The organism is Streptococcus sp. 27098_8_91 (genome assembly GCF_041432385.1).
Classification (GTDB): Bacteria; Bacillota; Bacilli; order Lactobacillales; family Streptococcaceae; genus Streptococcus.
Genome location: NZ_JAPVZN010000003.1, coordinates 142,168 through 156,102, shown reverse-complemented (window position 1 = coordinate 156,102; position 13,935 = coordinate 142,168). Strand labels below are relative to the sequence as shown.

The 13,935-nt window shown below is 40.1% G+C and carries 11 protein-coding genes; 9 read left to right on the top strand and 2 right to left on the bottom strand.

The features are described from left to right. Positions 1–2: 2 nt before the first annotated feature. The 3 genes from O3611_RS04410 (at position 3) to purB (ending at position 2,450) form a co-directional block, all read left to right on the top strand. Entirely contained in the window at positions 3–404 is a 402-nt protein-coding gene (locus O3611_RS04410; RefSeq protein WP_371607943.1) for a hypothetical protein, read from the top strand. 5 nt (positions 405–409) lie between these two features. Further along, entirely contained in the window at positions 410–1,078 is a 669-nt protein-coding gene (locus O3611_RS04405; RefSeq protein ID WP_371607942.1) for a hypothetical protein, read from the top strand. A 73-nt stretch (positions 1,079–1,151) separates the two neighbouring features. Then, positions 1,152–2,450 (top strand): adenylosuccinate lyase, encoded by a 1,299-nt coding sequence (gene purB, locus O3611_RS04400; protein WP_371607941.1) that lies wholly within the window; start codon positions 1,152–1,154, stop codon positions 2,448–2,450. A 97-nt stretch (positions 2,451–2,547) separates the two neighbouring features. Here the strand turns inward: purB and O3611_RS04395 are convergent, their stop codons facing one another. Both O3611_RS04395 and O3611_RS04390 read right to left on the bottom strand, forming a co-directional pair. Further along, a complete protein-coding gene (locus tag O3611_RS04395) occupies positions 2,548–6,927 on the bottom strand; it encodes a G5 domain-containing protein (RefSeq protein ID WP_371607940.1) in 4,380 nt (1,459 codons plus the stop codon). Positions 6,928–7,198: 271 nt separating this feature from the next. After that, complete coding sequence (locus O3611_RS04390) at positions 7,199–7,915, bottom strand: GntR family transcriptional regulator (protein ID WP_045762517.1); 717 nt, start codon at positions 7,913–7,915, stop codon at positions 7,199–7,201. Between the two features lie 326 nt (positions 7,916–8,241). On the opposite strand from O3611_RS04390, the gene O3611_RS04385 reads away from it, so the two are divergent. The 6 genes from O3611_RS04385 (at position 8,242) to O3611_RS04360 (ending at position 13,935) form a co-directional block, all read left to right on the top strand. Further along, complete coding sequence (locus O3611_RS04385; protein WP_371607939.1) at positions 8,242–10,029, top strand: beta-galactosidase family protein; 1,788 nt, start codon at positions 8,242–8,244, stop codon at positions 10,027–10,029. Beyond that, on the top strand, positions 10,026–10,502 hold the full coding sequence (locus tag O3611_RS04380; protein WP_000156977.1) for a PTS system mannose/fructose/N-acetylgalactosamine-transporter subunit IIB: 477 nt from the start codon (positions 10,026–10,028) through the stop codon (positions 10,500–10,502). The genes O3611_RS04385 and O3611_RS04380 overlap by 4 nt, the downstream gene beginning before the upstream one ends. Before the next feature lie 26 nt (positions 10,503–10,528). After that, positions 10,529–11,434, top strand: coding sequence for a PTS mannose/fructose/sorbose/N-acetylgalactosamine transporter subunit IIC (locus tag O3611_RS04375; protein WP_075232293.1), 906 nt, complete (start codon positions 10,529–10,531; stop codon positions 11,432–11,434). Then, positions 11,421–12,242 (top strand): PTS system mannose/fructose/sorbose family transporter subunit IID, encoded by an 822-nt coding sequence (locus O3611_RS04370; protein WP_000185293.1) that lies wholly within the window; start codon positions 11,421–11,423, stop codon positions 12,240–12,242. The genes O3611_RS04375 and O3611_RS04370 overlap by 14 nt, the downstream gene beginning before the upstream one ends. A 3-nt stretch (positions 12,243–12,245) precedes the next feature. Next, positions 12,246–12,650, top strand: coding sequence for a PTS sugar transporter subunit IIA (locus O3611_RS04365; RefSeq protein WP_075232294.1), 405 nt, complete (start codon positions 12,246–12,248; stop codon positions 12,648–12,650). Positions 12,651–12,768: 118 nt separating this feature from the next. Next, complete coding sequence (locus O3611_RS04360) at positions 12,769–13,935, top strand: SIS domain-containing protein (RefSeq protein ID WP_075232295.1); 1,167 nt, start codon at positions 12,769–12,771, stop codon at positions 13,933–13,935.

Here is a 13,935-nt window from a genome sequence, read left to right as displayed (position 1 = left end):
TTATGGAAATAGAAATTATAGATTCTTCTTTATCCGGTTACTCTGAGGATGCGAAGAATAATATTAAGGAAGCGATTGAAGAGTATTCAGAAATACTAATTGAAGAAACTGATAAGGTAGAAAAAACTCATAGGAGTAGAACATCTTCGAGCGTTAAAGAAGTAGTTGGAAGTCATGTTTTAGAGGCGAATTCTAATCTTAAAGAGAATTTTAGACAATCCAAACGAGATAAAATAATTATAGGAATACTTCAAGTGTTTACATCAATATTATCGGTCGTAGTAGGATGGATGTGGGATAGTGATGCTAATAAAATTAATTTACCAATGTTTATTCTTATAATAGCTGTCACTTTACTCATTTTATTTGCACAGTTTTATTACACTGTGTTAAAGGAGAGATAATGCTTATGAATAATAAAATATTTGATTACTTAGATGACGCGGCAGAGGAATATAAAAAATTATTATTGAAAAAACTTATGGAAGATTCTAGAGATGTAGGTGATATTACGGTAAATAACTTAGTAATTATAGATGAAAAAATAAAGGTTCCTTTACGTAATAAACTGGAGAATCGTTACAGTAGATTTCAACTATTAGGTCTATTATATGCTTTTAGTGGCTTAATGCTACTGTTATTTTCTTTTGTTTACAAATCGGATTATTTATATTCTAGAGATAGTATCTTTGTTATAATATCAATAGTGTTAATATTTTTAGGAGTATATATATATTTGTTTACACTTCTTTCTAAAAATTTAAAACTAAGAAGAAGATATAATTTGGAGAAAAGTAATGTTTCCCTTGATAGTCTTATTATTTCTCAATATAGAAGATTAGAATATATTTTGAAAGAGTGCATTCCAAATGCGCCAGAGAAATCAATACAAATAGCCTTGATGGAACTCAAGGATAAAAAAATTATTACGGATGAAGAATTAAATTTTCTAAGAGATTTTATAGGGCTTAGGAATCATTTTGTACATTATAGAGACGATGCAGTAGATTATTATAATAGTTTCAAGGTGATTTTTCGTGCTGAGGAAGTAATTAATAGATTAGAAAAAGAGATTTAAACTAGTCTTTTAATTGATTCTTTATTATTCTTGGTAAGAAATTTGAAGTAGAAAAAGAAAGGAAAATAAAACAATGATCGAACGTTACTCTCGCCCAGAAATGGCGAACATTTGGAGTGAAGAAAATAAATACCGTGCTTGGCTTGAGGTGGAAATCTTGGCTGACGAGGCATGGGCTGAGTTGGGGGAAATCCCTAAGGAAGATGTGACTTTGATTCGCGAAAAAGCGGACTTTGACATCGACCGTATTTTGGAAATCGAGCAAGAGACTCGTCACGATGTGGTGGCTTTCACGCGTGCGGTTTCTGAGACGCTTGGTGAAGAGCGTAAGTGGGTTCACTATGGCTTGACTTCTACTGACGTGGTGGATACGGCCTACGGTTACCTCTACAAGCAGGCCAACGACATCATCCGTCGTGACCTTGAAAACTTCACCAACATCATCGCTGACAAGGCTAAGGAGCACAAGTTCACCATTATGATGGGTCGTACCCACGGTGTGCACGCTGAGCCGACAACTTTTGGTCTTAAATTAGCAACTTGGTACAGCGAAATGAAGCGCAATATCGAGCGTTTCGAGCATGCGGCTGCTGGTGTAGAAGCTGGTAAGATTTCTGGTGCGGTTGGGAACTTTGCCAACATTCCACCATTTGTTGAAAAATACGTCTGCGAAAAATTGGGTATCCGTGCTCAGGAAATTTCTACACAGGTGCTTCCTCGTGACCTTCACGCTGAGTACTTTGCAGTTCTTGCCAGCATCGCGACTTCCATCGAGCGTATGGCGACGGAGATTCGTGGCTTGCAAAAGTCTGAGCAACGCGAAGTAGAAGAGTTCTTTGCCAAAGGTCAAAAAGGTTCATCTGCTATGCCTCACAAACGCAACCCTATCGGTTCTGAAAACATGACAGGTCTTGCGCGTGTTATCCGTGGTCATATGATTACAGCCTATGAGAATGTCGCTCTCTGGCATGAGCGTGATATCTCTCACTCATCAGCTGAGCGCATCATTACACCAGATACGACCATTTTGATTGACTACATGCTCAACCGCTTTGGAAATATCGTCAAGAACTTGACGGTCTTCCCAGAAAACATGATCCGCAACATGAACTCAACTTTCGGTCTGATCTTTAGCCAGCGTGCTATGTTGACCTTGATTGAGAAAGGCATGACCCGTGAGCAAGCCTATGACTTGGTACAACCAAAAACAGCTTACTCTTGGGACAATCAAGTAGACTTTAAACCTCTTCTCGAAGCAGATCCAGAGGTGACTTCACGTTTGACACAAGAGGAAATTGATGAAATCTTCAACCCTCTTTACTACACCAAACGAGTGGATGATATCTTTGAGCGCCTCGGGCTTGGTGACTAATATTTTGTAATAGACCCACAAGCAAAATAGTTTTTATATCTAATGCAAAGAGCGAGACTTAAGTCCCGCTTTTTATCTTATATCAAAAGATTCATCTTTAATCTTTTTTCTTGCTAAGTCCGTAAGCTGTAAGAGCTGACATAAGACCAGTAGCAATTAACCATTCTGAGCCTTGAGTTCCTGTTTCAGGTAGTTTTTTCTCTTTTGCTACAGGAGCTGGACCTTGAGGAAGAGCTTTATTTTCCTTAGCAGGAACAGTTGCTGGAGCTGGCTCGCTTGGGATTTCTAGTGTTGGTTTTTCTTCGGCGATGGCAGCTTGTCCATGTTCATCACCAGCATGAGTGACAGGGTTCCCCACTTCAATCACTTGAGTAACAGGTTCTTGCGCTACGACACTTGTAACCAATGTTCTAACTTCAGTTCCGTCTGCAGCCGTAGTTACAGAATAGAAATGACTACGACGACCGTTTACACCTTCAGTCACGATACGAGATTGTCCTTTAGGTAACTGATTAGTTTCACGAGTGATGGTTGTAAATGGAATTTCTTCATTTTGGATGTCAACTCTTGGTTTGTTTTCAGCGATAGTAGCTTGTCCTTTTTCATCACCAAGGTGAGTAACAGGGTTCCCCACCTCTACCACTTGGGTGATAGGTTCTAGGCTTATTTCACTGCTTACTAGAGTTTTAACTTCAGTTCCATCTGTAGCCGTAGTTACAGAATAGAAATGACTACGACGACCGTTTACACCTTTGATCACGATACGAGATTGTCCTTTAGGTAATTGATTAGTTTCGCGAGTGATGGTTGTGAATGGAATTTCTTCATTTTGGATGTCAACTCTCGGTTTTTCTTCAGCGATAGTTGCTTGCCTATGTTCATCACCAAGGTGAGTAACAGGGTTCCCCACCTCTACCACTTGGGTGATAGGTTCTAGGCTTACTTCACTGCTTACTAAAGTCTTAACTTCAGAACCATCAGCAGCAGTAGTCACAGAATAGAAATGTGTACGACGACCGTTGACACCTGCAGTTACTAGACGAGTTTGTCCCTTAGGTAGCGAAGGAGTCTCGCTAGTGATCGTTGTAAATGGAATTTCTTCATCTTCGATGACTACACGAGGTTTGTTTAGCACAGGAGCTTGACCTTTTTCGTCTCCTACATGTGTTGCTAATGTTCCAACTTCGACAACTTGATTGACAGCTTCTTTCGTTACTTGATCTTCAAGAACTGTTTCTGTCTGCTTGCCATTTTCAGTCACAACTGAAAGATACTTAGTACGTTCTCCTTTGACACCAACAGTGATGACTTTCTCTTGTCCTGCTGGAAGGTTAGGATTCTCTTTCTTAACGATCTCAAACGGAATTTCTTCTGTCTTAACAAGAAGCTCTGGTCGGTTTTCAACTGTAGCAGCAGTTTCACTCTCATCGAGGCTTCCTGAGTGAGTGGCAGCTGGTTTAAGACCAAGTCTAGCAGCTTTGAGATTAGCTACAAGTGTGTCCAATTCAGCTTGTTTGTTACGATTGAGGTTGTAGTTAAGAGCGTCTTTAGCAGCCTTGAGAGCATCGAGACTTTCTGTGCTATATCCTTCTAAGTTTTCAGGGATTTGAGCAAGTTCCTCGCGTAGCGCTTTGTAGTCAGCACGGAAGTAGTCCTTGTTGTGGTCTGCAAAGGCAGTCATGAGTTCAAAGATTTCTTCTTCCTTGTATTCTGCGCTTGGTCGATCAGCCCAGATAGCTAACATACTACCAACAGTAGGTAGGTCAACTTCAGGATATTTAGTTGATGCTAGTTGGTTAAATGGAGTTTTTTCAGTATTTTCAATAGCTTTCTTGAGGAAGCCACCACCATCTTCTGGTTTTTGACCGAGAATGTAGTACCAATCTCCATTCGTGTTAAGGAATTTGTACCCCTTACTTGCTAGATATTGAGGAGATGCAAGGTTGTAACCCCACCATCCTTTAGACCAGTAAGAGATGATAACGTCTTTATCAAACTCAACATCATCCTTGTCTTCATAGTAGAAGCCATCGTTAAAGGCCATTGGTTGAAGACCTTTTTCTTTAGCCATGGCAGCTAGGCTATTAGCATAATCCGCAAACTTACCATAGAGTCCATACCACTTGAGGTAGTACCAACCTTGAGCATTGGTAGCGTCATTGGCATACTCATCTGTACCATAGTTGAAGATCTTAGTCTTGCCTGCAAAGAAGTCCATGTACTTGCCAATAAGGGCTTTTGTAAAGTTCATTGCTTCTTCGTTTTCAAGGTCCATAGTTGTTTTTGAAACCTTGTCAAAATTAGCTTGAGGGTTTGCGATGCCTAATTTTTCCATAGCAACAAGCATAGCATCCATGTGACCTGGGCTATTGATAGCTGGGATTAGTCCAATACCTTTGTTTTTAGCATACTGGATAAGCTCAGTGATTTCGGCTTGGTTCAAAGTAGTTCCATTAGGATCATCGTAGTAAGATTTTGTTCCTTCGATGATGGCGTTTTTCACATCGTCGCTTGCATAAGTCTTGCCGTTTGCTGAGATACTCATATCATCAAGTAAGAAGCGAAGTCCATCATTTCCAAGGAGGAGATGAAGGTCAGAGTATCCAAGTTCGCTGGCTTTGTCAACGATTCGTTTAAGTTGGTCTAGCGTGAAGTATTTACGACCAGCATCGATAGAGATTACCTTATTTTTAGCTAGTTTTTCAACTTCGCGTTTAGCATCTTCTTCTTTTTGAGCTTCTGGAGTGAAGGTCAAGTTGCTAACAGCTTCTTGGAGTTTTGCAATCGCTTGATCAATGCTATCTTGTTCAGCACGGCTGAGGTTGCTATTGAGAGCACGGATGGCTTTTTCGGCTTCTTTAACGGCTGCAATACTTTCTTCTGTGTAGCGAGTAAGGTCTGTTGGAACTTCTTTCAGAGCTTGTTCAGCAGACTCGTAATCAGCAGCGAAATATTCAGCATTTGAGTTTGCGAATTGACGCATGAGTTTGAAGAGACGAGATGGAGAGTAGCGAGCAGATGGAGTATCAGCCCAAGCTGCTACCATACCACCAATAATAGGAACGTCAGCTCCTTCTGTTTTTGGTACAGAAGTGATCGGTGTGCTCTTAATGCCGTTCAATCCTTGATCAAGGTTGTACCAACCTTGTCCGTCAGCATTACGGCCGAGAACATAGTACCAAGCATCGTTAGTATTGAGGATTTCGTGTCCTTTTTCAGCTAGTAACTTAGAAGAAGCGACATCGTAACCACCCCAGCCACCAGTCCACATAGAGACGATGATGTCCTTGTCAAAGGTACCAAAACTTGTATCGCTATTATAGTAGATACCGTCGTTGAAGGCCATAGGTTTTAGACCGTGAGATTTGACGATACGAGCTAGGTCATTTGCATAGGCGATGAATTTGTCATAGCCTTTGTCTGGGAATCCATCTTCTGGATACCATTTATAGGCTTGAAGCACGCTCCATCCCTTAGCATCTGTAGCGTCGTTAGCGTACTCATCCAAACCGATGTTGAAGATTTCAGACTTACCAGCAAAGTAGCCTGCATACTTATCAATCAAAGCTTTTGTGAAGGCAACAGCTTTTTCATTGTCAAGGTCAACAGTACGTGCTGATTCTTTACCAAAATAGTTAAAGTTAGGCTTTTCAATACCTAGTTTTTTCATGGCATTGAGGATAGCATCCATGTGACCAGGACTGTTCACTGTTGGGATAAGGCCGATACCTTTATCCTTAGCATAGTTAATCAAGTCGGTCATTTGGCTTTCAGTTAGATGATTGCCGTTTGGATCGTTGTAGTAGGCATTTGTTCCGTTTTCAACAGCGCGTTTGACATCATCGCTTGCATAAGTCTTGTCCCCTACAGTTAGAGACATATCATCAAGCATAAAACGCAAGCCGTCATTTCCGACTAGGAGATGAAGATCAGTATAGCCATAGTGTTTGGCTTTGTCGATGATTTCTTTCAGTTGTTCAGGAGAGAAGTATTTACGCCCTGCATCGATTGAAACGATTTTCTTTTTAGCTAGTTTTTCATTGACTTGAGCTGCTTTCTCTGTAGCGACTACAGGAGTTTCAACTTTAGCAACTTCTTTGTTTTCTGCCTTTTCTGGTTCTGGCTGCTTAGCTTCTTCAGTTACTTCTGGTTTTGCTGGAGTTTCTTCGGTTGTAACAGTTTTTTCTACAATAGGTGCAGGAGTAGCTTCAACTTTTGGTGCTTCAGTGTTTGTTACAGGTGTCACTGGAGCTGCAGGAACTACGGCTTCTGGTGTAGGACTAGTTTCAAGTTTTTCTTCGCTGGCCTGTGGAGACGATTCTCCTGCGGCTTGGATAGTAGGTTGATTCTCTGTTGTAGTAGGTACGACTCCATCAGCGGCAACAGCTTGCGCATGAAAGGCAAAGCCGATCAAGACAGAGGCTGCTCCGATTGCGTATTTACGAATAGAGAAACGCTGTTTATTTTCTGGTTTCATTAAATAACCTCCTAATTTATTGTTTTGGTAGCGTTTTCACAAACTGATTCCATTGTATTATCTGAATCTAGTAAAGTCAAGTATTTTAATAAAATACCTATAAAAAATATAAGAAGTTATTTAATTTGAACTGCTTTTCAATCTTTACTCTGTTTTTAGTAAAATTTCTCCAAATTATAGTTTAAAGCCATTTGATATTTCCTACTAAAAGCTAGCGTGTTATAATGAAAAATAGAAAAGCCTGAAACGATTGTCTCAGACTTTTTAATGTTTAGTGATCGCGATCACATGAGATAAATTTAATCTTATAGAAATCAGAACGTTTGTATGTTTCAATGTATTCCAACACTTGGCCAGTTGACTCAAGTTTAGTTGTCTTGGTTTGGAGAACAGTTGGGAACTGAGAGTCGATTCCTAGGATAGAAGCAGCATGTTCTGGAGTTGGAAATACAATTTCATTGATTTCTTCAAAATGCTCGTCATTCATGTGAATGTGGTAGTCCAATTTGAAACGATTATAGATAGAACTATAGTATTCAAGATTTGGATAGTTTGCATTGATGTATTGTTCAGGGATATAAGATGTGTGGTAGATATAAGTAACACCGTTAGATTCACGGATACGTTCGATTTTGTAATAAAATTGATCGCCACGCAATCCCAATTTTTCTAAGTAGTTAAGATCGTTACCGCGTTCAATGGAAAGAACAGTGACTTTATCGTCCTTGGTTTCAAAAATTTCTACATCAGAAAATTCTACGAGTTTGTGCTTGCGAGCGCGAGCTACAAAGGTTCCTTTTCCTTGTTGGCGGACAATATAACCGTCTTTAGCAAGGTCGTTTAAGGCGCGAACAACAGTGATCGAACTTACGTCATACATTGCAATCAATTCTGCTTCAGTGTAGAACTTGTCGCCACTTGCAAATTGACCTGAAATGATTTTGTTTTTCAATTCATCTTTGATATATTGATACTTTGGAATTGCCATATTTTTACCTCATTTTTTCCTTCTCCATCTTCGATTTTATCATAAATGGTTTGGAAATGATAGTAAATAATGTAAAAAAAATAAAATAATAGGCTAAGTGATTGACTTACATATTATTTGAGGTTATAAACTTATATATTTATGCTATCTGGATCGAAAATATTTAAGAAAAAAATTTTTTTAAAAGAATTTTAGAAAATAATTCAGTAAAAAAAAGAAAAATTTTAAATAATTTTTGAAAAATCTATTGACAAGATGGATTCATTAGTTTATCATTTAATATAACAACAAATGAAAGCGCAAACGAAAAAGTATGGGGTGGTAAAATGACAAGGTTTAAAATTGAGGATGACTTTTACCTAGATGGGAAGCCATTCAAAATCTTATCTGGTGCCATTCATTATTTTAGAATTCCTGAAGAAGACTGGTATCATTCATTGTACAATCTCAAGGCTTTAGGTTTTAACACTGTTGAAACCTACGTCGCTTGGAATTTGCATGAGCCAACTGAAGGAAACTTCAATTTTGAAGGCAATCTTAATATTGACAAATTTCTTCAGACAGCTCAGGATTTAGGCTTGTATGCTATTGTACGACCATCTCCTTTCATCTGTGCAGAGTGGGAATTCGGTGGTTTACCAGCATGGCTTTTAAATAAAGACATGCGAATCCGTTCCTCTGATCCAGCCTTTGTTGAAATGGTAGGACGTTACTATGATCATTTACTTCCACGTCTTGTTTCAAGATTGTTGGATAATGGTGGTAACATCCTCATGATGCAGGTTGAAAATGAGTACGGTTCATACGGTGAGGACAAAACCTACTTGCGTGAGATTCGCCGATTGATGGAAGAACGTTCAGTGACTTGTCCGCTCTTTACATCTGATGGTCCATGGCGAGCAACTCTGAAAGCTGGTACCTTGATTGAAGATGATCTCTTTGTGACAGGGAACTTTGGTTCAAAAGCAAACTTTAACTTCTCGCAAATGCAAGAGTTCTTTGATGAGTATGGCAAGAAATGGCCACTCATGTGTATGGAATTCTGGGATGGATGGTTTAACCGATGGAAAGAACCAGTCATCACGCGTGAGCCAGAGGAGTTAGCAGAAGCCGTACATGAGGTACTAGAGCAAGGCTCTATCAACCTTTACATGTTCCACGGTGGAACCAACTTTGGTTTTATGAATGGTTGTTCAGCTCGAGGAACTATTGATTTACCACAAGTAACATCTTATGATTATGACGCTCTCCTTAATGAAGCTGGCAATCCAACTGCTAAATACATGGCAGTTAAAGAAATGATGGCGACTTACTATCCTGAGTATCCACAATTAGAACCGCTTTACAAAGAGAGCATGGAAGTTGAAAACATTCCACTGGTTGAGAAAGTTTCTCTGTTCGAAACCTTGGATAGCTTAACAAGTCCTATCGAGAGTCTCTATCCTAAGAAAATGGAAGAGTTGGGACAAAGCTACGGTTATCTACTCTATCGTACAGAAGCTAGTTGGGATGCAGAAGAAGAACGTATCCGTATCATTGACGGTCGAGACAGAGCTCAGCTATTTGTAGATGGTAAATGGGTTACAACTCAGTACCAGACAGAAATTGGTGAGGACATCTTCTATCAAGGAGAAAAGAAAGCGCTCTCTCGTTTTGATGTCCTGGTAGAAAATATGGGGCGTGTCAATTACGGGCATAAGTTCCTAGCAGATACACAACGAAAAGGGATTCGTACAGGTGTCTGCAAAGATCTACACTTCATGCTGAACTGGGAACATTATCCGCTTCCACTAGATAATCCTGAAAAGATTGATTTCTCAAAAGGATGGACAGAAGGACAACCTGCCTTTTACGCCTATGACTTTGAAGTTGAGGCTCCGAAGGACACCTACTTAGAACTATCTGAGTTTGGTAAAGGGATTGCCTATGTCAATGGCCATCATCTAGGTCGTTTCTGGAATGTTGGTCCAACCTTATCGCTTTATATTCCGCACAGCTATCTCAAGGAAGGTGCTAACCGCATCATTATCTTTGAAACTGAAGGGGAGTATAGAGATCACATACACTTAACTCGTAAACCTACACTAAAACATATAAAGGGGGAAAATTTATGACAATTGTAGGATGCCGTATTGATGGACGTTTGATCCACGGACAAGTAGCAAACCTTTGGTCTGCTAAACTGAATGTTTCACGTATCATGGTCGTTGACAATGAAGTTGTTAACAACGATGTTGAAAAGAGCGGATTGAAACTTGCAACACCACCAGGTGTAAAACTTAGTATTTTGCCAGTTGAAAAAGCTGCAGCCAATATCCTTGCTGGAAAATATGATAGCCAACGTTTGTTTATCGTTGCTCGTAAACCAGACCGCTTCCTTGGATTAGTGGAAGCAGGGGTACCGCTTGAAGCAGTCAATGTTGGTAATATGTCTCAAACACCAGAAACACGTTCTATCACACGTTCAATCAACGTTGTAGATAAAGACGTAGAAGATTTCCACAAATTGGCGGAAAAAGGTGTTAAACTTACTGCTCAAATGGTTCCAAATGATCCAGTTTCAGACTTTTTGAGCTTATTAAAATAGGAAAAAATTTTTAGGAGGTCATTGTTATGATACAATGGTGGCAAATTTTACTTCTCACTTTGTACTCAGCTTATCAAATCTGTGATGAGTTGACGATCGTTTCTTCTGCAGGTTCCCCTGTATTCGCTGGTTTCATTACTGGTTTGATCATGGGAGATTTGACAACTGGTTTGTTTATCGGTGGTAGCTTGCAGTTGTTTGTCCTTGGGGTAGGTACCTTCGGTGGTGCTTCTCGTATCGATGCAACTTCTGGTGCGGTTCTTGCGACAGCTTTCTCAGTTTCACAAGGTATCGAAACAGATCTTGCGATCACTACAATCGCTGTACCAGTAGCGGCACTTTTGACTTACTTCGACGTACTTGGTCGTATGACTACTACATTCTTCGCACACCGTATTGATGCTGCGATCGAACGCTTTGACTATAAAGCAATCGAACGTAACTACCTTCTTGGTGCGCTTCCATGGGCTGCTTCTCGTGCCCTTCCAGTATTCTTCGCCCTTGCTTTTGGTGGAGAATTCGTACAAGCAGTTGTAAATCTTGTTAAAGAATTCCAATGGGTTGCAGACGGTTTGACTCTTGCAGGTCGTATGCTTCCAGGTCTTGGATTCGCTATCTTGCTTCGTTACCTTCCAGTTAAACGTAACCTTCACTACCTTGCTATGGGATTTGGTTTGACAGCTATGTTGACTGTACTTTACTCATACGTAACAGGTCTTGGTGGAGCAGTTGCTGGTATCATTGGCACTCTTCCTGCTGACGTTGCTGAAAAAATTGGCTTTGCCAACAACTTCAAAGGTTTGTCTATGATCGGTATCTCTATCGTAGGTATCTTCCTTGCAGTTGTTCACTTCAAGAACAGCCAAAAAGTTGCTGTAGCAGCACCTTCTACACCATCAGAAAGTGGGGAAATTGAAGATGACGAATTCTAATTACAAATTAACAAAAGAAGATTTTAATCAAATTAACAAACGTAGCTTGTTCACTTTCCAATTGGGATGGAACTACGAACGTATGCAAGCATCAGGTTACCTTTACATGATCTTGCCACAATTGCGTAAAATGTATGGAGATGGAACTCCTGAGTTGAAAGAAATGATGAAAGTTCATACTCAATTCTTCAACACTTCACCATTCTTCCACACAATCATCGCTGGTTTTGACCTTGCCATGGAAGAAAAAGATGGCGTTGGCTCAAAAGATGCGGTTAACGGTATCAAGACAGGTTTGATGGGACCATTCGCTCCTCTTGGAGATACTATCTTTGGTTCACTTGTACCTGCTATCATGGGATCTATCGCTGCAACAATGGCTATCGCTGGTCAACCTTGGGGTATCTTCCTTTGGATCGCAGTTGCAGTAGCGTATGACATCTTCCGTTGGAAACAGTTGGAATTTGCTTACAAAGAAGGGGTTAACCTCATCAACAACATGCAAAGCACTTTGACAGCTTTGATTGAAGCTGCATCTGTACTTGGTGTCTTCATGATGGGTGCTCTTGTAGCAACAATGATCAACTTTGAAATTTCATACAAATTACCAATCGGTGAGAAAATGATTGACTTCCAAGATATCTTGAACTCAATCTTCCCACGCTTGCTTCCAGCAATCTTCACTGCCTTTATCTTCTGGTTGCTTGGTAAGAAAGGTATGAACTCTACAAAAGCTATCGGTATCATCATCGTGCTTGCCTTGGCTCTTTCTGCCTTTGGTAAATTTGCACTTGGAATGGGCGCATAATTTATGACTAAATCATTAATTTTAGTGAGTCATGGACGTTTTTGTGAAGAACTTAAAGGTAGCACAGAAATGATTATGGGTCCACAAGAAAATATTCATGCAGTTGCTCTTCTTCCAGAAGATGGACCAGAAGATTTCACTGCGAAATTTGAAGCCGCTATCGAAGGTTTGGATGATTTCCTAGTCTTTGCTGACCTCCTTGGTGGAACACCATGTAATGTGGTGAGCCGTCTGATTATGGAAGGTCGTGACATTGAACTTTACGCAGGAATGAATCTTCCAATGGTTATTGAATTTATCAATGCAAGCCTTACTGGCGCTGATGCAGATTATAAAAATCGTGCTTCAGAAAGTATTGTCAAAGTTAATGATTTATTGGCAAGCTTCGACGACGATGAAGATGAATAAGGTGTAATAACAGAAATACTGTTAGAACATATTTCATAGAATATAAATGGGAATGGGGCTTACTCCCATTCCCATATTTTAAATAAAAAACAATATAATAATAGATTAGAGGAACTCAATGCTAGATTATACAAAAGAAGAATTGCTTGAGTTGGGGGCAGAAATCACAACTCGCGAAATTTACCAACAACCAGACATTTGGAAAGAAGCTTTTGAAACTTATCAAGCACGACGTGATGAAATTGCAGCTTTCTTGCAAGGAATTGCAGATAAGCATGACTATATCAAAGTAATCCTAACTGGTGCTGGAACTTCTGCTTATGTAGGTGATACTCTAGTTCCTTACTTTAAGGAAGTTTATGATGAACGTAAATGGAACTTTAATGCTATTGCGACAACTGATATCGTAGCAAACCCACAAACTTATTTGAAAAAAGATGTGGCGACTGTTTTGGTATCATTCGCGCGTAGCGGAAATTCGCCTGAGAGTGTGGCAACAGTTGACTTGGCTAAGGCCTTGGTTGATGAACTTTATCAAGTAACCATCACTTGTGCGGCTGAAGGGAAATTGGCTCTTCAAGCGCATGGTGATGACCGTAACCTCTTGCTCTTGCAACCAGCTGCTTCTAACGATGCTGGCTTTGCTATGACTTCAAGCTTCACTTCAATGATGTTGACAGCGCTCTTGGTATTTGATCCAACAGACTTTGCTGTTAAAGCTGAACGTTTCGACGTGCTATCTAGTTTAGCTCGCAAAATTCTTGACAATGTGGCAGATGTCAAAGAGTTGGTTGACCTAGACTTTAACCGAGTGATTTATCTAGGTGCGGGCCCATTCTTCGGACTTGCTCACGAAGCCCAGCTTAAAATTTTGGAATTGACTGCTGGTCAAGTCGCGACTATGTATGAAAGTCCAGTTGGCTTCCGTCACGGTCCAAAATCTCTTATCAACGAAGATACAGTCGTTTTGGTATTTGGTACTACAACAGATTACACTCGTAAATATGACTTAGACTTGGTTCGTGAAGTTGCAGGCGACCAAATTGCTCGATGTGTTGTTCTCTTGAGCGACCAAGCCTTCGGACTTGAAAATGTTAAGGAAGTCGCGCTTGGGTGCGGTGGGGTTCTGAATGATGTTTACCGTGTCTTCCCTTACATCGTTTATGGTCAGTTATTTGCTCTCTTGACTTCACTTAAAGTTGGTAACAGACCAGATACACCATCACCTACAGGTACAGTGAACCGTGTTGTTCAAGGTGTCATTATTCACGAATTTGAAAAATAA